Genomic DNA, 19,988 nt, shown 5'->3' on the forward strand with positions numbered 1-19,988 from the left:
CCATTCCAGCAAGGCGCTCATGGCGCCTGGGCGACGCGGTTCCGTCCCCCGGTCTTGGCGCGGTGGAGGGCGGCGTCGGCCCGTGCCAGAACGGCGCCGCTGCAGGGATCTCCGGCCTTCAGATCGGCGACGCCCAGGCTGCAGGTAGCCTGGATGAGACGGCCGTCCTCCAGTTCCACGCCCTGCTCCGCCAGGGCCAGGCGGAGGTCGTCGGCGGCGGGGAGGGCCAGTTCGGAGGGGGTGCCGGGAAGCACGGCCAGGAATTCCGCTCCCCCCAGCCGGCCCACGGAATCCCGGTCCCGGAGGCGCCGGAGCAGGTGCCCACCGAAGGCCCGGATCACGCGGTCCCCGGCGGGGGAACCGTGCGTCTCGTTGAGGCGCCCGAGGTGGTCGAGGTCCGCCAGGATCACCGACAGGGGGCGATGGTGCCGGCGGGCCCACTCGAAGTGGGCTTCCAGCTGATGCAGCACTGCGGCACGGCTGCTCACGCCCGTCCAGGCGTCCAGGGCGGAAGGCGTCTCCGGGGCCTGGTGGTACCGCCGCTCCAGCAGGTCGAGCCACTTGACCTTGAAGGCGTGCCCGCCCACCCGCAGCACATCGCCGGGCCGGAGGATCGCGGGGCTCGGGGTCGCCTCAGCCTTGCGGCCGTTCACATAGACGCCGTTGGTGGATCCGAGATCCAGCAACGCCAGGGAGGCCCCGTCCTCGGCCACCTCGAGCCGCGCATGCCGGCGGCTCACCTCAGGTTCCGGGAGGCAGATCCCGCATTCCGGCGCCCGCCCGATCTCCAAGCCCTCCAGGGGCAGGGGGACCATCTCGCCCAGGGGCTGGCCGATGTACCGCACCAGGACCCACGCGCGGGCCCCGGGCCCCCCCGGGGCATCGGCGGAACCGGGTGGCCTGGGTTCGAGCGGCTCGGGTTCGGGGGTCATCCCTCCCAGTCTAGGAGGCTGCCGGGGGAATGAGAATGCCCCGGGCAAACGGGGCGGCCAACCTCAGCCCGACCTCAGTCCAACCCTCAGTCCAACCTCAGCCAGGGTTCAGCCCTCGCTCAGCCCTGGCACACGCGGTTCCGCCCCCCGGCCTTGGCCCGGTAGAGGGCCGCGTCGGCCCGGGCCAGCAGCTGACCCGCGTCCTGGTCCCCCGGAAGGCGCTCGGCGATGCCGAGGCTGCAGGTGACTTCCAGCCCGCCTCCGGGCAGGGGCACCGGCGTCGAGGCCACGACCTTCCGCAGGCGCTCGGCGAAGGTCAGGGCGCCGCCCAGATCGGTCTCCGGCAGGATCATCAGGAACTCCTCGCCGCCGATGCGCCCCGCCAGATCGGCTTCGCGCTGGGTGGCCAGCAGGCGCTCCCCGATGACCCGCAGCACGAAATCCCCGGCGCCATGGCCCAGGGTGTCGTTGATCTGCTTGAAGCGATCCAGGTCGCACACCGCCACGGACAGGGGCCGGTCGTACCGCAGGCTCAGGCCGAACCGGGTCTGCAGCTCCGACAGGGCGCTGCTGCGGTTGGCCAGGCCCGTCAGCGGATCCCGGGTGCTCAGGTCGAGCAGGGTCTCGTGGAAGGCCCGCTCCAGGGCATCCAGGGCCACCAGCTTCAGCACATGCCCCCCGATGGACAGGCGGTCTCCCGCCTGGAGCGTGGTGATCCCCCGCACGCGCTCCCCGTTCACGAGCGTCCCGTTGGTGGAATCGAGATCCTCCAGCTCGACCCGCCCCTCCACCAGGGCGAGCCGCGCATGGAGCCGGCTCACCTCGCCGTCCAGCAACGCCACCTGGGCCTGGGGCGCCCGGCCGATCAGCGACTCTCCCGGCGGCAGCGGGAAGATGCGGCCCAGGGCAGCGCCCGCATAGGCCACCAGGGCCCATTCCGCCGGCGTGGCCGAGGCCTCGGCTTCCGTCTTCGCGCGCACCATCGTGGGCATCTCGGGGGAAACCGACGCCGCCGGCTGGGCCGATTCCGCAGGTCCGGGTGGATGCGTTCGTTTCAAGATTCCTCCACGAAACAGCTGACCAGCGCGCCATCATCCTTCCGCCGGGCCAGGATGAAGGGCGCACGCGGAGCGGAGGCCGCCACGGGCTCCAGACGGACGAAGATCCGGCCCGACCGCGGATCATGCCGCAGATCGGCCACGCCCTTGCGGGGGATCCGGAACAGGCCCAGCACCTCGAGATTCCGGACATTCTCGCCTGTGCCCCGCACCAGCTGGAGGCTGTACCGCATCCACAAGCCCTTGGGCAGGTGGTGGATGTCCTCGCCGCGGATGGGCACGGGCAGCGCGAAGGCGGCCTCCAGCCCGGCCCGCCCGGCCCCGCCCTCCAGGGTGGGATCCAGGCGCCGGACGCCGGGCCGGAGCAGCGGATCCGACAGGCGCCGCGCCACCGGGCGCGCGAGCGGGTCCGCCTGGCCGGCGACCGCGATTCGGCGCGGCAGGGGAGGAACGCCCACCTGCGTGGCCCGACCCGGCTCCAGCGGCGCCATGCGGAGCACGGTGGCCTCCGTCCCCCAGCGGGCCCAGCCGGACTCGGCCCTCAGCGTGGCCCCGAAGGGTTCCAGGGCCCGGCTTTCCACCGCCTCCCGGAAGAGCGGCATGTCCCGCAGGTCGGCGTGGGGCGCTTCCAGCCCCGCCCGGGCCACCGCGCCCAGGTCGGAGGATCCGTGGCTGTGGGGAGCGAACGGTTCCGGCGAGGCCTCGATCACCGCCAGGCTCGAGAAGGCCCGTCGCAGCGTTTCCGCTGCGTCCGACATCGCCTCCTTCACCCGTCCGAACATCAGGAGCCCTTCACCACCAGGCTCTGGAGGGCCGCGCCCACGCGCTCCAGGGGTTCCACGAGGTCCATGTGGTAGCCAGCCTCCAGCAGCTTCGGCACGGCCTGCTCCTGGGCCGCCGCATCCACCGAGGTGGCGAACATCACGCGCAGCGGCGCCGCGCCCTCCGCCAGCTGGATCAGCAGATCCCGCGGCCCGGCGCGGAACACATCGCCCACCTTCGCCAGCGGGGATTCCTGGCTCTTCTGCACCGCCATCACGGGGTACTTCGCGTCCCCCGCCCAGCCTCCCGCCAGCTCCGAGGCGCTCAGGATGAACAGGTCCGGCGCGGCCTTCAGCTCCTTGAGGAGCGTCTTCTGGATGACTTCCTCTTTCAGGTGCGGCTCCAGCGACTTGCCGTAGAGGATGCCCTGCAGCCGGGTAGGCGTGATCGGCTCGGTGTAGCGGAAGTCCAGGGGGATGCCCGAGGTATCCGTCACCAGGAGGCCCCCCAGGTAGCTCGCCCCTTCCTTGACCGCCATGAAATACGCCAGTTTGATCGGTTCCGCCATGTCGTCCCCTCTATCATTGGAAGGTTACTGCGCCCATCGGCAGAACCCCCCCTTGCCTTTTGCCCCGCACCTGATACATTGGATCTTCCACTCGTTGGGGAGTGGTCTAATGGTAGGACAACGGTTTCTGGTACCGTCAGGTGAGGGTTCAAATCCTTCCTCCCCAACCATTCACAACTTGTTCGATGGTCCCATCGTATAGCGGTTAGTACACCGCCCTCTCACGGCGGGAACAGGGGTTCGATTCCCCTTGGGACTACCAGCAAGCCCCCTAGAGAAATCTAGGGGGCTCTTGTTTTTATTCGAGGCGGGGAACCACGGGAGGGGCCCCATGCTCAAACCGTGCTCAAAAGGTGTCCCCGGAAACGGACGCCTGAATACGGGTCCGAGACTCTTCCTTCCCCGTGAGGCGTCACCCGTGAAAGCCAGCGCTGGCGCGGCATCCGTGCCAGTGCTGGCCTGGGCCCTGTGTGTGATTTCCGTTCAGAAACCCGAGTCCAGATCAACCAAGAGCCAGGAATGGCGCGGATTCAGGAGAACTTGAGCGTTTGGGGAAAGGGCAAGCCGCCCGCCTTCCCTACTTGAGTGGATTGGAGACGCGCATCCGTTTCCCCCGATATTTTCGGGTTTTTTATCCATCGTCAGCGCTTACTTGGCAGGAGAGGGCGGAGGTTGTGGGCGTAGGTCTCGGAACGAAGCATCCCGACCAACAGGAGGTGGAGGCGGCGGGATTCCTGAAGGTGCCATGCCTCCAGGGTCTGCATGGTGTGGGGTCCGCCGCCTTGGTCTCCTCGATGAATTCAGGCCGACCGTCCATCACGGCTACCAGATCCTCAAGGTCATTGTTCCGGTAACAGTCGCTCGCACCACTCCTGTGGATTCAACTCTGGGCTGCGCTTGAACCATGCCATACCTGCTGAAGGTAGGCCCGAGCCCTGGCTTCCGAGTAGTGGTCGATGGTCAGTTGGGCCGCGGCGATCAGCAGTACGCCGACGGCACTCCCCATCACCCACCCACGTGAGATCCAGGCCGCAGCAGCCAGGGCGATCGCCCCCAGGATCAAGGAGGCATACCGGTATGCCGGGTATTTCGAGATGACCACCTCGATGCGATCGGATTCACGGGCGGCCACCCCTTCGGCGGAACCGGCCTGCAGTTCCTCCAGCAGGACGGCCTGGTGCGCCCGGTCCCGCAGCAGGAGCGAGGTGGCCGCGCCCGAGAAGAGCAGCACCCCGGCCAGGACGGCAAGCCCGAAGCCGCGGGCGAAGCCATCCCTGAAGTGAATGAACAGCCCCGCTGCCAGGATCAGCATCGCGAGCGAACCGGCGAGGATGGCCAGCATCTCGCCCTTCTCCCCGTCGAAATACCGTTGGATGGCCTGGGACAACTGGAGGACCCTCGCGTCGTTCATCGTTCCACTCCTTTCATCAATGGCCCGGGGACGGCCCCAGGCGGTCGTGCTCGACCCGCGATCTGCGGGATCTCCAGATGGCGGGCGTCGTCCCCTCCCAGTGCCGGAAGGCGCGGTAGAAGGACGGCGCGTCCTCGTAGCCGAGGAGGTAGACGATCTCCTTCAGGTCCAGCCCGGGATCTCCCAGGTATTCCTGGGCCAGTTCCCGGCGGGCCTGGGAGAGCAGGTCCCGGAAGGTGCTCCCCTCCTCCGTGATGCGCCTCTGCAGCGTCCGCCCGCTCATGCCCAGCTCCTTCGCCACGGCTTCGATCTCCGGTCTTCCGGCGGACAGGAACTGGCGCAGGAGCCTCCTGACCTGTTCGGAAGCCGTCGCCTTGGGCGAAGGGACCTTCGAGGCCAGCTCCAGTTGCGGCGTGAGCATCTCCACCAGTTCCGCGTTGTAGGAGGCGAAGGGGAGGTCCAGATCCTCCCGGCGGAAGACGAGGCGGTTTCCCGTGGACCGGAAGCGCACGGGGCATCCGTAGAACTCGCGCTGCGCCTCGGACTTACCACCGTCTCGCTTCAGCTCCACGCGAACGGGCCGCAGCTCCGTCCGGGTTCCCTTCCGCGCCAGCTCGACGAGGGAGCTGAAAGTGGCATCCACCAGAAGCCCGGGGACCTCGCGATCCGCGTGGACCCACTCCGGTTCGACCACGCAGGTGTCGCCATCCTCGGTGACATGGAGCAGTTCCGGCGCGCACAGGTGCTTGAACCGGGCCACGCGGGCCAGGGCGTCCCGGAGGTCGCGGGCGTGGTAGGCCGCGATGAGGGAGGGCGGAAGCTGCGAAGGGTCGATGCCCGTGACGAGCTTGTTCCCGGCGGCGGGATCGGCCGTGAGCTGGCCGATGGCCTGCCACAGACCGAAGAACTGCTCCGTGGTGAGGGCACTCCCCTTGGCCACCAGGGCCGCGGGCAGCCGGGCCTGGCGGAGCGCCTCCGCCGGGCGGATGCCCAAGGCCGTCAGCCCGATCCAGATGGCCTGCGGGATCTTGACCTGGTCTGCACTCTGGATGGCCATGGGGGACCTCCCGCGGATCGGACGTCTACTTGGCCTGGAAGCCGCCGTCGATGTTCATGATGTGGCCGGTCACGAAGGAAGCCTCGTCGGAAAGCAGCCAACAGATGGCGCGGGCGACCTCCTCGGGCCTGCCCATCCGCTGCATGGGGTGAATGGCCGCGATGGCAGATGTGTCGTAAACCCCGAGGGCGATGGAGGCGTCGATGATGTCGGTGTGGATGGCGCCCGGGGCGATGGCGTTGATCCGGACGTTCTGGGTGGCGTGGTCGAGCGCGGCGCTCTTGGTCAAGCCAACGACGGCGTGCTTGGTGGCGGCATAGGTGCCGGTCCAGGGAATCCCGTTGAGCCCGGCGATGGAGGCCAGGTTCACGATGGAGCCGTGCCCCTGTGCGAGCATCTGCCGGATCTCGAGCTTCATGCAGTGGTAGACCCCGAGCACGTTCGTCTCCAGCATCGCCCGGAAGGCCTGGGTGTCGGAATCCGCCAGGGTCTTGGACTCCGTGTTGATGCCCGCATTGTTCACGGCCATGTCCAGGCGTCCATGCCGGGACACGATGTCGGAGAACATGCTAGCGACCGCTTCCTCGTCGCCCACGTCGTTCTGGACGAAGAAGGCGTCGCCGCCACTCCCGGCAGCCGCCGCCCGGATCTCGGCCACGGCCTCCTCTCCGACGTCGCTGCGGCGTCCGCTGATGTAGACGATGGCGCCCTTGGCGGCAAGGATCTTGGCGGTCTCCTTGCCGATTCCGGTGGCGCCGCCGGTGATGAGGGCTACGGGCTGGGTCATGCTGGCCTCCTGGGTGAGTGGGCGGGTGTCGCCCCATGGACCCAAGCGTAAGGAGAATACGCCTTCGAGGCCTTATCCTAAGGCGCCAACGATATTGCAAAGTGCGCCAAACTCATTCCTTTGACCCAGGATACAAGGTTCCCAACAAGGGCCTCAATCCAGGCCATGTGAGGTTCTCTCCTTGGGCCACTGGGTTGATCGGTCTGGTATGAGATCGACTACATCAGAAGCTCCCATTGAACTTACGTTTACATTTGGGGGCATCTGCCTGACAGGGAAGAGTCCGGCCACTTGCGCGACTAGGCTTTCAGGTATTGCAAAAATCGATGTTATGACTGTCTTGTGGTCGGGGCGAAATGATTTGAGCCTTCGATCCTTGGCTCCCAAAGTCTTACTTGCTCACTTCCTTCCTCTTTCAATGGATGGTCTTCCAGGCTTCGTTGCTGGATATCGGGACAAGCTTGTTTCGATAGGCCGTCACCACATCGCCGGTGCCCAGGCCGTGCGGCTGCTTCAGGAACTGGCGGTTCAGGTCCCGGCGAAGCGTCGTGTGCCGCTCCAGGATCTGGCCCAACAGGTTCAGCCCCGCGCCCGACAGCAGGTCCAGCTTCTCCGATTTCACGAACTTGATCCGCATCCGCTTTCACCCCGCGGGTGAAACCGGCCACCCGGAATCAGGAAGCCGCAAACCCGCGCCAGGTCTCAGTCTTCGCTATGGTGGGAGCGGAATGATGCACGGACTCAGGCACTTCTAATTTCGAAGCCCGGGGGCACCATGGCGAATGCCTCGGCTAGGCTCTTGGCGCTGAAGGTAAAGGTGTAACGGCCGCACATGCGCAAAGGGTAACCCCTCGTGATAGGGTGGTCTCCCCCTTCCATAGGTTGCGCACAGCGCATGGAGGAGCCATGGGGACGCGGAAAAGTGGATGGGCTCCCACGCCAGGTGGTGGGGTGCAGATGGCGTTGCAGTCACGGCGGCTAAAGCCTCCACCGGCTACCCCATGGGGTAAGTTGCAGGCCCATTTGAGGGGCGAGGTGTTTAAGGGGGCGGTCATCCGAGGCGAATCCCCTCTGCGTTGAGGGGTGCGGTATGAGCACCCTCCAAGGGTGGACGGGGCATCATTATCCCCGTCTCCTCGGGGATGCCTGGGCCGCATCAGCCTGGCCTTCAATTCCATGCCGGGCAGCTGGCACGGCTCTGTCAAGATGGACATCACCAGCATGCAACTGATTGCGGATGTCCTTTTCTCAGTCTTCGAGAAAAGCCTGAGTTTCGTGCTACCCACCATCGCAAACGCAGCATCAATAGCTCGGGCACTGGGATCTCACTTATGATTGATCAGGAAGTCCTTCACTCGCCAACCCTGAATTACCGGCCGGCCATCGATGGTCTTCGGGCGCTTGCGATCCTCTCCGTCTTCTTCTTCCACCTGAATCGAAGGTGGCTCCCTGGCGGCTTCGTCGGGGTCGATGTCTTCTTCGTCATCTCCGGCTACCTGATCACATCTCTTCTCTTGAAGGACAGGATGAGAGATTCCCTGAGCCTCGCGACTTTCTACCAGCGTAGGATCGCCAGAATCTTCCCAGCGTTCTTCTTAGTCGGCCTAGCAACCCTTGCCGGAGCGGCGGCCATCTATTCTCCACATGATCTCGCATCGACGGGCGCAGGCTTGACGGCTGCGGCACTGTCCGTGGTGAACCTGAAGCTCATTTTTCAGGGGAACTACTTCACCCTGTCGCAAGATGCGCAGCCATTCCTTCACTATTGGTCGCTCTCGGTAGAGGAGCAGTTCTACCTCTTCTTTCCCCTTCTCCTTGTGCTCACGGCGAAGTGGAACCGGGAACGCCTCTTGCGCGGCTTCTGGGTCCTCTGGGTAATGACCTTCATCACATGCTTAGCGCTCACCTATGCGAGACCCGCATGGGCTTTCTACCTCCTTCCGACCCGAGCGTGGGAACTGCTAACGGGTGCAATCCTCGCAACGGCTTCGATAGGAACAGCGCGACAACAAGGAAGTGGCGTTGACCGCGCGCTCCCATTCGTCGGTCTCGGCCTGGTGGGGTTGTCGTTCCTGATCGTTCCGGAGGACCGCACTTTCCCAGGAGCCTGGGCGCTTCTCCCTGTGCTTGGGACGGCAGCCGTGATCAGGCCCCCAGCCGAAGGCGGCAACCTCGTCGAAAGGTGGTTGGCGGCAGCCCCGCTAGTAATTGTCGGACAGATGTCCTACTCGCTTTATCTCTGGCATTGGCCGATCTTCTCGATGGTGGACTACCAGTTCTTCACCGCCGGTGAACACTTTCGGCTTGCACTCAAGTTGGCGCTCACGATTCCCATTGCCTATCTGAGTTTCAGGTATATCGAAGGCCCCGCTCGGCGGTACTTCAGCGCGCCGGGCAAAATGCGTCCCACGCTGGCGTTTCTCGTGACTGCGCTTGTGATCTGCGTTCCCCTGGGAGTCTGGGCTCGGGAGACACGGTACATCGACATGAGCACTCGCGTTGTCGCGCGCGGAGGCCGTTCCTTTGGAGATCCAGCCGGGGCCGTGAAGGTGGTTCTAATGGGCGATAGCCAGGGTTCGATGTACGCGCGCGTTGTGAAGGAGATCTGCGAGGAGGTTCACTACCATCTCACGGTGGTTAGCGTATCATCCGGTGATCCACTACCGAAGGCCGACGCAGTGCCCGCGCCACTCTGGGATGATTCCCTGTCTGTAATTCGTCGCATTCGCCCTGATGTCCTGCTTGTTGCTTGTGAGTGGAGGGGGAAACTAAATGGGGCCCCCGAGCGGCTTACGATGGCAATAAAGGAAGTTTCTCCATTTGTGGGTCGCGTCGTCCTTATCGACCAGCCGCCGATCTTGCCCCCGGATGCAAACCGCGGATCGATTAGAGAAGGGGCAAGGTGGCCGTTCCACGAAGAAACCTCGGTTCGGGAAGGGCGGCTTGCATCGAACCGGCAACTGGTTAGCTTGAAGTCTGATCGGTGCCTAATCGTCGAGACCGCCTCGAAGTTTGAAGCGCCAGATGGATCGCTACGCTTCTGGGATGGCGCTGGGCGTGAGACATACGATGACGCGATGCACCTTTCCTACTACGGGGCGAATCTGGTTCGTGGCGACCTAGAACTATTGATAAGAATGCCTGGTTGGGCGGGGTCAGCCCAAAAATAGAGGATAAAGTATTCTGGTTTTGGTGAGCCGCTGATACCCACCCTTCGGCGCCCGCATAATAGGTTCACCTGAAGATGAACTAGCGCGAGCCTGCCGGGAATTTGCCGAGGCCCACGGTGGAAGGGCCTAGGCGGTGGCCCTTGAGATGGTGGAAGCGGAACAGGGAAAGGGCCGAAAGGCAGTCCGCAATGCATCAGTTGGTTGAAAAAGTCAGCCTTCTGCCTGAACGCCACCCTCAGTTGATCGACATCCATGGGGGCCTTCCTGTGTTGAGTTCGATGATAGAAGTGATGCTCCTGGCGAACTTCGTGGGGCCCGGCCCACTCCTAGGAATTTCAACTACGATGACAGCGCCCCGCCCCCCAGTTGGACTGGCTTGAACCGGATAGTGGGCCTGGGTCTGACATGTTCCTGAGCCCAGGAGGTCATCTGGCCGATGACCTTCCCGGCGTCGAATCCAGCTAGAACCACCAATCGTGATGGCAGCTCATTTTCCTCACCTATCCCATTAGATGAGATAACCGCCTTGGCTGTTCGCGAAGGCGCTGACATCCTTCACAAATTCCTGGCAGTTGGTCTCAAGTGCCACCTTGTAGTCGATCTCCACATCTTCCCGAACTTCGTCATCGACCAGACTAAGAAGATCGGCCTCAGCTAGTTCGGAAAGGGGCTTATTCGGTAGTGGGGGTAGCAATTCGGCCCTCCTGCCGATATTGCATCACGATTTGATCGGCCTCACCTCACCGCGCCTCATGGCCCCCATGGTCGTGGCTTGCCACTTCAGTATTCAGGAGCTTCACCGCATGCGGGCGGCCCTCAACCCCTTCCGCCCTTCGACCACGAACCAGATGACGCTGACGATGGCGAAATAGGGGAGCAGGGCGATGGCCCGGCTGGGATTGTCGACGCCGAAGAAGGTCACGACCGCGATGGCGATGGGAGCGAAAAGCGGGAACCAACTCATGGTGACCTCCTGAAGGTGTCGATGAGTCAGCATAGATCTCCAAGGCGCCGATGCCACGAAAAAAATCAAATAACATTACTATATTCTTTACTTAGATACTTCGATCTAGAAGCCGGTCCCCCATAGGGTGACTGCCGGATGCATCGAAAAAAGCCCCGTGGCGGGGCGTTCAACCAGGGGGCTGTCCCTTCCGTCTCAGCCTGTGCTGGTCCGCAGGCCCGGCTGCGCGGCGAGCATGGCCTCATCGCCGCAGGCGGCGACCAGAGACACGAGTTCCGGTTCCAGGCGGCCCGCGGCTGCCAGATGCCCCAGGAAGCCCAGCGCCTGCTCGCGGTCCAGGCCCTTCCGGTAGGGCCGGTCCTGCACCATCGCCTGGAAGATGTCCGCCACGCGGAGGAGGCGGGCCTCGATGGGCAGGGTCCTGCCATCCAGGCGGAAGGGGTAGCCGCTGCCCCCGGGTTCTTCGTGATGGTAGGCGGCCCAGGGGGTGATCTCCTCGAAGCCCTTGATGTGGCGCAGGATCTGATAGGTCTCGAAGCTGTGGGTGTTGATGATCTGCCGCTCCTGCTGATCCAGCGCGCCGGGCTTGTCCAGGATGCCGTCTGGAACCCGGAGCTTGCCCACATCGTGCAGAAGACCGGCGATCTCGATCTTGGCGCAGCTGTCGACGCTCAGCCCCGACCGCTCCGCCAACAGGCGGGCGAGGCCCGCCACTCCCAGGGAATGCTCCGCCGTGAAGGGACTCTTGGCGTCCACGATCCGCGAGAAGATCTCCGCCAGCTGCCGGAGATCCCCCATGGAGGCCTCATAGCTCGTCCCCTGGTCGAGGATGTCCTGGACGAAGGTCTGGACGGAGCGGGGCTCCAGGAGCAGCCAGAACGCCTCGGACCGGGAGGCCTCCAGGAACAGCTCCACCAGCTCGGGGGCGAAGAAGGTCCCGGAACGCTGCTGGATCAGGGTCCGGATCTCCCCGGTGTGCAGGAGCACGGTGCCCGCCCCGTGGAACGGCGCGGCCAGCGCATCGACCCGGTCGGCCAGGAAGATCAGGTTGGCCTGCCAGGCCTGTGAGGGCTCGATCCCGAGGGTGGGGAACTGGTCCCACCGCGTGTGGTGGTGCTTCACCGGCACCGCCAGGGCAGCCAGGGGCGGGAACGCCCGCAGCAGCTCGTAGCCGATCTCGCAGTGCAGCGGAGAACCCACCCAGTCGAACTCCGCCAGGAGGCTGCGGTGGACCTCGGTGGAGGACACGCCGATGTCGTGCAGCAGGCCGAGGTCGAAGAGGAAGGTCGCCTCCGGCTCGCTCATCCCCTTCTGCTTCGCGCACGCGTAGGCCACGATGCCGACCCGCTTGCCGTGGCCGACATCATTCAGGCCGACCAGATCCAGCGCGTCCGAAAGCGCGTAGGTCACATGCCGGAGATCAGCCTTGAGGGGTGCGGTGGGCATGGCGGGTCCGGAATCGGCGGTGCCGGACCTGCATCATGATCCCTTCCCCGCCGCCTGGCGGGAAAACCCAGAGGACCCGGTGGGGATCTGTCCATCGGGTGCGAGCGAATTCATTACAATTCTTTTGAATAAAATAGTTATTCGAGCGTCATCCGCTCCGGATTGAGGCCCGCCCGGGGCACCGGTGCCCGGGCCCGGGTCGCTTCCCCGCTCCGCCTGTGTTTCGATGGATCATGCGCATGCGATGGCTCTGGATCCTTCCCCTGGCGGTGGCTGCGGCCATTTTTTCGCTGAGTGCGCAATCGCAGTATCCGGGCGGCATCCAGCTGCCCCCGCCCCTGGATAAGGTTGCCCACGCCACCGTGTTCGGGGCCCTGGCGCTGGCGCTGGATCTGACCTTGCGGATCACCCGGCCGGACCTGCCCCTGTACCGCCGCCACCTCCTGGTGCTGGCCGCCGTGTCCCTGTACGGTGCTTCGGATGAGTGGCACCAGGCTTTCGTCCCCGGCCGCGCTTGCGAGTTCGGTGACTGGGTGGCCGATACCGTGGGCGGCATCCTGGCCCTGACGGCGGGTTCCCTCCACCTCCTGGTGACGCGGCGCCTGGGCGCCCTGTCCTGGTGGCGGGGCCGGCGGAGGCGACCGGATCCCGCCCGCGACCTCATCCTCGTGGCCGATCCCCACTGGGGCGCCACCCTCACCGGGCTGGAGGCCGCCACCGCCGCCCACCCGGAAGCCGACTGGCTCTTCCTCGGCGATGTGTTCGATGTGTGGGTGGGCCTTCCGGGCATGGAGACCGAGGGTCAGCGCGCCTTCCTCGCCTGGGTGGAGGCCCGCCGCACCGCCGGCCGCTGGGTGGGCCTGTGGCTGGGGAACCGCGAGTACTTCCTGGATCCCCACGCCGCGCGTTTTGACCTGATGGGCGAAGGCATCGGCGGCACCCTCGAAGGGGAGACCCTGGCCTGGGAGCACGGCGACCTCATCAACACCGCGGACCGGCAGTACCGGCTGTGGAACCTGGCCTCGCGCTCGGGCCTGCTGTGGCTGGTGTTCCGCCTCATGCCCGGCGGCACGGCTCGCCGGGTTTCCGCCTGGATGGAGCGGAAGCTCCGCACCACCAACGCCGCCTACAAGCTGGCCTTCCCCCGCGAGGCCTTCCGCGCCGCCGCCGAAGCACATCCCGGCATGACCTTCCTCACCGGCCACTTCCACACCCGCGAAGGGGAGGCCAACGGCCTCGCCCTGCCCTGGGCGCACGAGGGGCAGTTTATGGTGTGGCGCGAGGGCCGGGTGGAGGACCTCTAAAGATTCAGCAGGTCCGCCACTTCGCGGCGCAGCTCGGGAATACCCGTGCCCTTCCCCGCGCTCACCCAGGCGATGTCACTGGCGTGCAGGCCCAGGTCGGCCGCCACATCCTTGCGCTGCTTGAGGGCCTTGCTGGGCTTCACCTGGTCGGCCTTGGTGGCCACGATGCGGTGGGGCAGGCTCTCGGCGCGCAGCCACTCGATCATCTGGTGGTCGAGCTTGGTGGGACCCACTTCCGCATCCACCAGCACGAAGACCATGCGCAGCGTGGCGCGGCCCGTGAGGTAGCCCTCGACCATCTTCTGCCAGGTGGCCCGCTCGGCCGCGGGGCCCGTGGCGAAGCCGTAGCCCGGCAAGTCCACGATCCAGCGGTCGGGGCCGGTGAGGAACACATTGATGAGCCGCGTGCGGCCCGGCGTCTTGGAGACCCGCGCCAGCTGCTTCTGGTTGGCCAGGGCGTTCAGCAGGGAGGATTTCCCCACATTGCTGCGCCCCACGAAAGCCACCTCCGCGTGGCAGACCCCGAGCTTCTTCGCGTCGGCGGCGGAAGTGACGAACTTGGCATCGGTGAGGGGTTGGGCCATGGGAATCCAGTCTGCAGCTTCCAGACTACCGCCAACCACGCCTCAGACTGTCACCAGGCTCGTGGGGGCGGGCTGGTCGAAGGCGATGCGGCCGTGGTCGAGGCCGATGACGCGCTTCTTCATGCGCTGGATGAGGCTCCGGTCGTGGGTGGCCACGATGACCGTGGTGCCCTGGCCGTTGATGCGCTCGAAGAGGGCCATGATCTCCTGGGCCAGATCAGGGTCCAGATTGCCCGTGGGCTCGTCCGCCAGCAGCACCAGGGGATCGTTCACCAGGGCGCGGGCGATGGCCACGCGCTGCTGCTCGCCGCCGGACAGCTGCAGAGGGTAGCTGCTCAGCTTGTGCTGGAGGCCCACCATCTTGAGGGCCCGGAAGGTGCGCTGCTTCTGCTCGGCGGCGCTGACGCCCAGCACCTTGAGCACGAAGGCCACATTCTCGAAGATGGTGCGGCTGCGGATGAGCTTGAAATCCTGGAACACCACGCCCAGTTTACGCCGCAGCAGGGGGATCTCCTTCTCGGGCATGGAGGCCAGCCGGTGGCCCGCCATCTGGATCTCGCCGCTGCTGGGCACCTGCTCGCGGAAGAGCAGCTTCAGCAGCGTGGACTTCCCCGCCCCACTGGGCCCCGTGAGGAACACGAACTCTCCGGCCTCGATGCCGAAGCTCACATCCGCCAGGGCGGTGTGGATGCGGTCGTACTGCTTGCCGACATGGGTGAGGGTGATCATGGAAACCCGACCGTCTCTAGAGGCGCTCGACCAGCATGGCCACGCCCTGGCCGCCGCCGACGCAGAGGGCGGCCAGGCCGAGCTTCTTGTCCTGGTCCTGGAGCAGGTGCAGCAGGGTGACGAGGATGCGGGTGCCGCTGGCTCCGATGGGGTGGCCCAGGGCGATGGCGCCGCCGCGCAGGTTCACCCTGGCGGGATCGATCTCCGGCAGTTCCGCCAGCACGCCCAGGCTCTGGGCGGCGAAGGCCTCGTTCAGCTCGAAGAGGTCGATGTCGGCCAGCTTCACGCCGGTCTTCGCCAGCAGCTTCCGGATGGCGGGAACGGGCCCCAGGCCCATGGTGGCGGGGTCCACACCCGCCTGGGCGAAGCCGAGGATGCGGGCGATGGGCCGGTGGGACTTCGCGGCGGCTTCGGTGGCCAGCACCAGGGCCGCGGCGCCGTCGTTGATGCCGCTGGCGTTGCCGGCGGTCACCGTGCCGTCCTTCTTGAAGGCGGGCTTGAGCTTGGCCAGGCCCTCGGCGGAGGCGTCGGTCTTGATGTACTCGTCGCGGTTGAAGACCGTATCGCCCTTCTTGCCCGCCAGGGTGACCGCGAACACCTCCCGGTCGAAGGCCCCGGCGGCCTGGGCGGCCGCGGCCGACCTCTGGCTCCGGAGGGCGAAGGCATCCTGGGCCTCGCGGGTGACGCCGTGCAGGGCGGCGACATTCTCGGCGGTGATGCCCATGTGGGTGTCGCCGTGCCCGCACCAGAGGCCGTCCTGGATCATGCTGTCGACGAGCTGGGCGTGGCCCATGCGGGCGCCCCAGCGGGCCGCGGGCAGCAGGTAGGGCGCGTTGGACATGCTCTCGGTGCCGCCGGCCACCACGAAGTCCGCATCGCCCATCAGGATGGACTGGGCGCCGAGGGCGACGGCCTTGAGGCCCGATCCGCAGACCTGGTTGGGCGTATGGGCCGGGGTGGCGTGGGGCAGACCCGCCTTGAGCGCCGCCAGGCGGGCCACATTCTGGCCGCTGCCGGCCTGGAGCACATTGCCCAGCACCACATCGCCCACGGCGGCCGGCTCCACCCCGGCCCGGACCAGGGCCTCGGTGATGGCCAGGGCGCCCATCTGGACCGCATTCAAGGGTTTCAGCGCGCCTCCGAAGGAACCGACGGCGGTGCGGGTGGCAGACAGGACATAGGCGGACATGGCGGACTCCCGGGGGGACCTTCCAGGTTAACCTGACTAAACGCCTCCGGCCCCGGAGCGTGAACTTCTCACCCAGGCCCGCCCTGGCTCTTTCTCCCACGGGAGTCGCCATGACCGTTTCCAGCCGCTGGATCCCCCTGTTCTTGGTCGGGAGTGCGCTGCTGGCGCAGGTTCCGCCGCCCCCGCCGCCGCCCGCGCCCCCAGCCCCGCCGGCGCCCATGATCGGCGTGGACCTGCCGACGGGATCCCGCACGGAGCAGCGGACGGAGAAGCTGGCCCAGGGATCGAAACTCTGGGTCAAGAACCGCAACGGCGGCATCCGGGTGACCGGCTGGGAGCGGGATGAGGTCGCCCTCACCGCGCAGATTCGCGACAGCGAGCGGCGCCGGGTGGAGCTCGTGCTCCAGCGGAAGGGCCAGGACCTCGACATCGAGGCGGTCTTCCAGCAGCCTTCCTGGAGCTTCGGCGTCTACATCAGCCCCCGCTGCGAGATGACCCTCCAGGTGCCCCGGAAGCTCATGGGCCACTTCCGCACCACCAACGGCACGGTGGCCGTGGAGAACCTCGAGGGCTACGCCCGCTGTGAGGCCACCAACGGGGCGATCCTCATCACCCGCGTCCGCGGTGAAGTGCATGTCGACACCACCAACGGCCCCATCGAGGGACGCGGCCTGGCCGCCCGCCTCAGGGGCAGCACCACCAACGGCCGCATCGTGCTCGAGGATGTGGAGGGCGGCATCAACCTGGAGACCACCAACGGCAGCATCCGCGCCCGCAACCTGGACGGCTGGGGCGAAGGCATCCATCTCGAGTCCACCAACGGCAGCATCGAAGTCGACCTGGGCAAGGCCACGGGCGACCTGGTCGCCGAGAACAGCAACGGCTCGCTGGACATCAAGGTGGCCGGGGCGCAGGTGATCGAGATCTCCAAGCACAGCGCCCACCTGAAGGTACCCGGGCGGTCGCAGGCGATCCGCCTCGAGACCACCAACGGCAGCATCCGCGTCAAATAGCACCCTCCCGGGCTACCCTGGGGACCATGCGATTCCTGGTCCCGATCCTCGTCGCCATCTCCGGGCTTCTCACCCCCTCCAGCCTGGGGGCTCAGGCTGCGGGCTCAGTTTCTGGCCCGGCCCCCGGCCTGAGTGATGTCCAGGAACGGCGGCTGGCGAACGGGATCCGCCTCCTGGTCGTCGAGCGGCGCGACCTGACGGCCTTCCACGCGACCCTGGTCTTCCGCCGGGGCCGGGCCGAGGAGCCCCCGGCCTTGGCCGGCGCCACGGACCTGCTGGCCCGGGCCCTCTATGGCGCCACCTGGCCCGAGGACCTGGATTCCACCCATGGACCGACCTCTCTGGATGCCCTCCTGCAGCAGGAGGAGGGGCTGTTGGAGGCCCTCCGCCTGGAGCGGCTGCGCCTGCAGAAGGATCCCGCCACGGCCACCCAGGCCCCGGCCCTGGAGTCGAGCCTCCAGGCCCTGCAGGCCACCCTGCGGGCCCGGTTTTCGGCCTCGCCGCTGGCGGACGCCTACGCGGCCAGGGGTGGGCGCCAGACCGCCAGCGCCGGGCCGGATGCCCTGGTGGTGCAGACCGAGCTTCCCACCGAAGCCTTCGAGTTCTGGTGCCGCACCGAGGCCCAGCGCCTGGCCGTACTCCAGCTGAGCCGCTTTTCCGAGGCCCGCTCGGCGCTCATCGCGGACCTTCGGCTGCCCGGGCGTCAGGGCATCGCCCTGCTGCGGGGCGCAGCCCTGCCCGGCCACCCCTATGGCCGCGACCTAGCCGACAACCTGCCGGCGATCGAGGCCCTGCGCCGCTCCGACCTGCGGGCCTGGGCGCGCCATGCCTGCGGCCCGGATCGCCTCATGCTGGTCGTCGTGGGCAGCCTCGGCATGGATGCGGTACGCCCCGTCGTGGAGCGCCACTTCGGTCTCCTCCCAGCCACCAAGGAAGTCGAGGATCCGATCCTCCCGGAGATCCCCGCGGACCTGGGGGACCGGAGGGTCCAGGCCGCCCTGGGAGCGGCCCCCCGCCTGCTGGTGGGCTGGCGCATCCCTCCCCGGGCCCAGGCTGACCACCTCGCGCTCTGCATGGCGGCCCAACTGCTCGGGGGTGGCCGGTCGAGCCGCCTGCCCCTCAAGCTCGTGGCCCAGAAGGCGCTGGCCGAACACACGGAAATCCAGCTGGATGTGCCCGGCGGCCGGCTGCGGGGCCTCCTGGTCGCCGACCTGACTCCGGCCGAGGGGCACAGCCTCGCGGAAGTGGAAGGCGCCTTGCACACGGAGATCCTGCGCCTCCAGCAGGAGCCCATCCCCCTGGACGAATGGCAGAAGGCCCTGGCCCGTCTCGAGGTGGACCACCTCGTCACCCAGGACGACCCCGCCAGCCTGGCCCGGAACCTGGGCCTCGCCTGGGTCGAGGGCGGGGACTGGCGCCTCTCGGACCTGGAGATCCAGCGCCTGCGGACCCTCGGCCCCGAGGCCGTCCAGACCGCGGCACGGACCTGGCTGAGGCCCACGCACCGCACCACCGTCCTGCTGCAACCGGACGCCGACGAGGGCAAGGATCCGCTGGATGCCGAGATGGCCCGGGTCCTGAAGGCCCTGGCCGCCACGCGTATCGAGGATCTCGCCCAGCGCGAGCACCTGGTGGCCGAAGGCCTCCGGCAGCTCCGGATGCTCAATGCCAGCGAGCGCCTCCGCACCCTCAAGCTGCTCGAGGCCCAGCTCGCTCCGGAGAAACGATGAAACCCCTGGCTGCGGCCCTGACCACCGTCTGGGCGACCCTCGCCCTCCCGGGCCTGATCTGGGCCCAGTCCCCCGCGGGCTCCGCCGGCATCCAACGGTTCACCCTGCCCAACGGTCTCCGCGTGGTGCACCTGGAGGATCACGAGCGCCCCCTGGTGCGGATCCGCCTCCAGCTGGACCTGGAGCCCGGCGACGGGCCGCCTGGCCGCCCCGAACTGGCGGTCCTGGCCCTGCGCATGCTGGACCAGGCCGATGCAGGCTCCCTAAAGGCCCAGGACATCGACGAAGCCCTGGAGGGCTCGGGGATCCGTCTGGTCCAGGGGCTGGACCACGAAGGCATCTCCTGGCGCCTGGTGGCCCGGAGCCGGGATCAGGACCGGGCCCTCGGCCTGCTGGCGGACCGGGTGCTCCGGGCGGTCTTCGATCCCTTCGTCCTGGAGATCCAGCGCCTCGCCTGCTGGCGGGAGGCCGGCCGCCTGGACGCCTCGCCCCATGCGCGGCTGCGCCGCGCCCTCGAACCGGAACAGTCCCTCCGCACGCCGACCATCGCCGGTCTGGGCGCCGTCACCCTGGAGGACCTGCTGGCCTTCCGGGCCCGGGCCTTCCGCCCCGATCGGGCCGTGCTGATCCTGCATGGCGACCTGGGCCTGGAACAGGCGAAGCGGCTCGTGCTGCTGAGTTTCGGCACCTGGACGGCCGCGCCCCCGGCACCTCCGGCCTCCGTCGCTCCGGCCCCCAATGCCCCGGCAACCACGACCCCGGCCACACCCAGTCCGGCCGCCACGGAGCCGGGCCCGCTTCTGATCCCCGCGCCCGGCGCCCCCCTGCAGGCCCAGGTCGTGGCCGCCGCCCCCGCTGACCTCGCGCCGGAGGCGGAAGCCCTGCTCATGCTGCTGCTGCCGGAGGATCCCGCCCTCTTCCCCGCGAAGCTGCGGATCGAACCGCCGTGCCTGGTGGCCACGCTGGATGGCGAGACCTCCGCCCGCGCCGCCCGGGCCAGCCTCGGTGCGCGCCTGGAGGCCCTGCGGCGGCGCGGGTTCACCGAGACGGATCTGCGCCGCGCCCGGGCCGCGTGGACCGAGGGGCGGGCCCTGCTCACCCTCCATCCCGAGGCCCGGATCGCCGAGGCGATGAAGGAGATTCGCGGCCGGGCCGTCCGCCCCGCCCGCCTGGAGGCCCTTACCCTGGAGGCCCTGAACGGCGCCCTGCGCCGCTGGCTGGAGCCGGCCCACCTGCGCATCGGCCTGACGGGGGACCCCGAGGTCCTGAAGAAGAATTAAGTCG

General features: G+C 67.3%; 19 protein-coding genes and 2 tRNA genes. 8 read left to right on the forward strand and 13 right to left on the reverse strand.

Annotation, left to right across the window (positions count from 1 at the left end):
• Nucleotides 1–17: 17 nt before the first annotated feature.
• The 4 genes from QUD34_RS12425 to QUD34_RS12440 all read right to left on the reverse strand — a co-directional run bounded on the left by QUD34_RS12425 (nucleotide 18) and on the right by QUD34_RS12440 (nucleotide 3,320).
• Complete coding sequence (locus QUD34_RS12425; protein WP_286354029.1) at nucleotides 18–932, reverse strand: GGDEF domain-containing protein; 915 nt, start codon at nucleotides 930–932, stop codon at nucleotides 18–20.
• A 119-nt stretch (nucleotides 933–1,051) separates the two neighbouring features.
• Nucleotides 1,052–1,990, reverse strand: a complete 939-nt coding sequence (locus QUD34_RS12430; protein WP_286354030.1) for a GGDEF domain-containing protein — start codon at nucleotides 1,988–1,990, stop codon at nucleotides 1,052–1,054.
• On the reverse strand, nucleotides 1,987–2,748 hold the full coding sequence (locus QUD34_RS12435; RefSeq protein WP_286354031.1) for a hypothetical protein: 762 nt from the start codon (nucleotides 2,746–2,748) through the stop codon (nucleotides 1,987–1,989). Before QUD34_RS12435 ends, QUD34_RS12430 begins: the two co-directional genes overlap by 4 nt.
• A gap of 23 nt (nucleotides 2,749–2,771) precedes the next feature.
• Nucleotides 2,772–3,320, reverse strand: a complete 549-nt coding sequence (locus QUD34_RS12440; RefSeq protein WP_286354032.1) for a hypothetical protein — start codon at nucleotides 3,318–3,320, stop codon at nucleotides 2,772–2,774.
• A 95-nt stretch (nucleotides 3,321–3,415) separates the two neighbouring features.
• Here QUD34_RS12440 and QUD34_RS12445 point away from each other — a divergent pair.
• Nucleotides 3,416–3,490: transfer RNA gene (locus QUD34_RS12445), tRNA-Gln, on the forward strand.
• 17 nt (nucleotides 3,491–3,507) lie between these two features.
• Nucleotides 3,508–3,582: transfer RNA gene (locus QUD34_RS12450), tRNA-Glu, on the forward strand.
• Nucleotides 3,583–4,200: 618 nt separating this feature from the next.
• Here QUD34_RS12450 and QUD34_RS12455 read toward each other — a convergent pair.
• The 4 genes from QUD34_RS12455 to QUD34_RS12470 form a co-directional block, all read right to left on the reverse strand.
• Complete coding sequence (locus QUD34_RS12455; protein WP_286354033.1) at nucleotides 4,201–4,731, reverse strand: hypothetical protein; 531 nt, start codon at nucleotides 4,729–4,731, stop codon at nucleotides 4,201–4,203.
• A gap of 16 nt (nucleotides 4,732–4,747) precedes the next feature.
• Nucleotides 4,748–5,788: an AraC family transcriptional regulator gene (locus QUD34_RS12460; RefSeq protein WP_286354034.1), complete on the reverse strand. Its 1,041-nt coding sequence runs from the start codon at nucleotides 5,786–5,788 to the stop codon at nucleotides 4,748–4,750.
• A 25-nt stretch (nucleotides 5,789–5,813) separates the two neighbouring features.
• Nucleotides 5,814–6,575, reverse strand: coding sequence for an SDR family NAD(P)-dependent oxidoreductase (locus QUD34_RS12465; RefSeq protein ID WP_286354035.1), 762 nt, complete (start codon nucleotides 6,573–6,575; stop codon nucleotides 5,814–5,816).
• A 415-nt stretch (nucleotides 6,576–6,990) separates the two neighbouring features.
• Nucleotides 6,991–7,212: a hypothetical protein gene (locus QUD34_RS12470; protein WP_243321279.1), complete on the reverse strand. Its 222-nt coding sequence runs from the start codon at nucleotides 7,210–7,212 to the stop codon at nucleotides 6,991–6,993.
• A 694-nt stretch (nucleotides 7,213–7,906) separates the two neighbouring features.
• Between QUD34_RS12470 and QUD34_RS12475 the strand changes: the two genes are divergently transcribed.
• Complete coding sequence (locus QUD34_RS12475) at nucleotides 7,907–9,745, forward strand: acyltransferase family protein (protein WP_286354036.1); 1,839 nt, start codon at nucleotides 7,907–7,909, stop codon at nucleotides 9,743–9,745.
• A gap of 436 nt (nucleotides 9,746–10,181) precedes the next feature.
• Complete coding sequence (locus tag QUD34_RS12480; protein WP_286354037.1) at nucleotides 10,182–10,403, forward strand: hypothetical protein; 222 nt, start codon at nucleotides 10,182–10,184, stop codon at nucleotides 10,401–10,403.
• A gap of 138 nt (nucleotides 10,404–10,541) precedes the next feature.
• Here QUD34_RS12480 and QUD34_RS12485 read toward each other — a convergent pair whose 3' ends face one another.
• A complete protein-coding gene (locus tag QUD34_RS12485) occupies nucleotides 10,542–10,709 on the reverse strand; it encodes a hypothetical protein (RefSeq protein WP_286354038.1) in 168 nt (55 codons plus the stop codon).
• 195 nt (nucleotides 10,710–10,904) lie between these two features.
• Nucleotides 10,905–12,155, reverse strand: coding sequence for an HD-GYP domain-containing protein (locus tag QUD34_RS12490; RefSeq protein WP_286354039.1), 1,251 nt, complete (start codon nucleotides 12,153–12,155; stop codon nucleotides 10,905–10,907).
• Between the two features lie 233 nt (nucleotides 12,156–12,388).
• On the opposite strand from QUD34_RS12490, the gene QUD34_RS12495 reads away from it, so the two are divergent.
• Entirely contained in the window at nucleotides 12,389–13,459 is a 1,071-nt protein-coding gene (locus QUD34_RS12495) for a VanZ family protein (protein ID WP_286354040.1), read from the forward strand.
• On the opposite strand, the gene yihA is transcribed toward QUD34_RS12495, so the two are convergent.
• The 3 genes from yihA to QUD34_RS12510 are packed head-to-tail and all read right to left on the reverse strand — an operon-like array spanning nucleotide 13,456 to nucleotide 15,961.
• On the reverse strand, nucleotides 13,456–14,043 hold the full coding sequence (gene yihA, locus QUD34_RS12500; protein ID WP_286354041.1) for a ribosome biogenesis GTP-binding protein YihA/YsxC: 588 nt from the start codon (nucleotides 14,041–14,043) through the stop codon (nucleotides 13,456–13,458). The genes QUD34_RS12495 and yihA overlap by 4 nt on opposite strands.
• 42 nt (nucleotides 14,044–14,085) lie before the next feature.
• The gene (ftsE, locus tag QUD34_RS12505) at nucleotides 14,086–14,772 is read right to left on the reverse strand and encodes a cell division ATP-binding protein FtsE (protein ID WP_286354042.1); all 687 of its coding nucleotides are present in this window, start codon (nucleotides 14,770–14,772) and stop codon (nucleotides 14,086–14,088) included.
• Nucleotides 14,773–14,788: 16 nt separating this feature from the next.
• Entirely contained in the window at nucleotides 14,789–15,961 is a 1,173-nt protein-coding gene (locus tag QUD34_RS12510; RefSeq protein WP_286354043.1) for a thiolase family protein, read from the reverse strand.
• 110 nt (nucleotides 15,962–16,071) lie between these two features.
• Here QUD34_RS12510 and QUD34_RS12515 point away from each other — a divergent pair, with 110 nt between their 5' ends.
• The 3 genes from QUD34_RS12515 to QUD34_RS12525 are packed head-to-tail and all read left to right on the forward strand — an operon-like array spanning nucleotide 16,072 to nucleotide 19,984.
• Nucleotides 16,072–16,974, forward strand: coding sequence for a DUF4097 family beta strand repeat-containing protein (locus tag QUD34_RS12515; RefSeq protein ID WP_286354044.1), 903 nt, complete (start codon nucleotides 16,072–16,074; stop codon nucleotides 16,972–16,974).
• Between the two features lie 26 nt (nucleotides 16,975–17,000).
• Entirely contained in the window at nucleotides 17,001–18,704 is a 1,704-nt protein-coding gene (locus QUD34_RS12520) for a M16 family metallopeptidase (protein WP_286354045.1), read from the forward strand.
• Nucleotides 18,701–19,984, forward strand: coding sequence for a M16 family metallopeptidase (locus tag QUD34_RS12525; protein WP_286354046.1), 1,284 nt, complete (start codon nucleotides 18,701–18,703; stop codon nucleotides 19,982–19,984). The genes QUD34_RS12520 and QUD34_RS12525 overlap by 4 nt, the downstream gene beginning before the upstream one ends.
• The last annotated feature ends 4 nt before the right edge of the window (nucleotides 19,985–19,988 follow it).

The organism is Geothrix oryzae, from assembly GCF_030295385.1.
Classification (GTDB): domain Bacteria; phylum Acidobacteriota; class Holophagae; order Holophagales; family Holophagaceae; genus Geothrix; species Geothrix oryzae.

Coding starts and splice junctions, on each gene's coding strand:
- QUD34_RS12475 (WP_286354036.1), top strand. CDS start 7,907: ATGATTGATCAGGAAGTCCTTCACTCGCCAACCCTGAATTACCGGCCG.
- QUD34_RS12465 (WP_286354035.1), bottom strand. CDS start 6,575: ATGACCCAGCCCGTAGCCCTCATCACCGGCGGCGCCACCGGAATCGGC.
- QUD34_RS12440 (WP_286354032.1), bottom strand. CDS start 3,320: ATGGCGGAACCGATCAAACTGGCGTATTTCATGGCGGTCAAGGAAGGG.
- QUD34_RS12495 (WP_286354040.1), top strand. CDS start 12,389: ATGCGCATGCGATGGCTCTGGATCCTTCCCCTGGCGGTGGCTGCGGCC.
- QUD34_RS12470 (WP_243321279.1), bottom strand. CDS start 7,212: ATGCGGATCAAGTTCGTGAAATCGGAGAAGCTGGACCTGCTGTCGGGC.
- yihA (WP_286354041.1), bottom strand. CDS start 14,043: ATGGCCCAACCCCTCACCGATGCCAAGTTCGTCACTTCCGCCGCCGAC.
- QUD34_RS12490 (WP_286354039.1), bottom strand. CDS start 12,155: ATGCCCACCGCACCCCTCAAGGCTGATCTCCGGCATGTGACCTACGCG.
- QUD34_RS12435 (WP_286354031.1), bottom strand. CDS start 2,748: ATGTCGGACGCAGCGGAAACGCTGCGACGGGCCTTCTCGAGCCTGGCG.
- ftsE (WP_286354042.1), bottom strand. CDS start 14,772: ATGATCACCCTCACCCATGTCGGCAAGCAGTACGACCGCATCCACACC.
- QUD34_RS12485 (WP_286354038.1), bottom strand. CDS start 10,709: ATGAGTTGGTTCCCGCTTTTCGCTCCCATCGCCATCGCGGTCGTGACC.
- QUD34_RS12425 (WP_286354029.1), bottom strand. CDS start 932: ATGACCCCCGAACCCGAGCCGCTCGAACCCAGGCCACCCGGTTCCGCC.
- QUD34_RS12520 (WP_286354045.1), top strand. CDS start 17,001: ATGCGATTCCTGGTCCCGATCCTCGTCGCCATCTCCGGGCTTCTCACC.
- QUD34_RS12455 (WP_286354033.1), bottom strand. CDS start 4,731: ATGAACGACGCGAGGGTCCTCCAGTTGTCCCAGGCCATCCAACGGTAT.
- QUD34_RS12460 (WP_286354034.1), bottom strand. CDS start 5,788: ATGGCCATCCAGAGTGCAGACCAGGTCAAGATCCCGCAGGCCATCTGG.
- QUD34_RS12515 (WP_286354044.1), top strand. CDS start 16,072: ATGACCGTTTCCAGCCGCTGGATCCCCCTGTTCTTGGTCGGGAGTGCG.
- QUD34_RS12525 (WP_286354046.1), top strand. CDS start 18,701: ATGAAACCCCTGGCTGCGGCCCTGACCACCGTCTGGGCGACCCTCGCC.
- QUD34_RS12510 (WP_286354043.1), bottom strand. CDS start 15,961: ATGTCCGCCTATGTCCTGTCTGCCACCCGCACCGCCGTCGGTTCCTTC.
- QUD34_RS12480 (WP_286354037.1), top strand. CDS start 10,182: ATGACCTTCCCGGCGTCGAATCCAGCTAGAACCACCAATCGTGATGGC.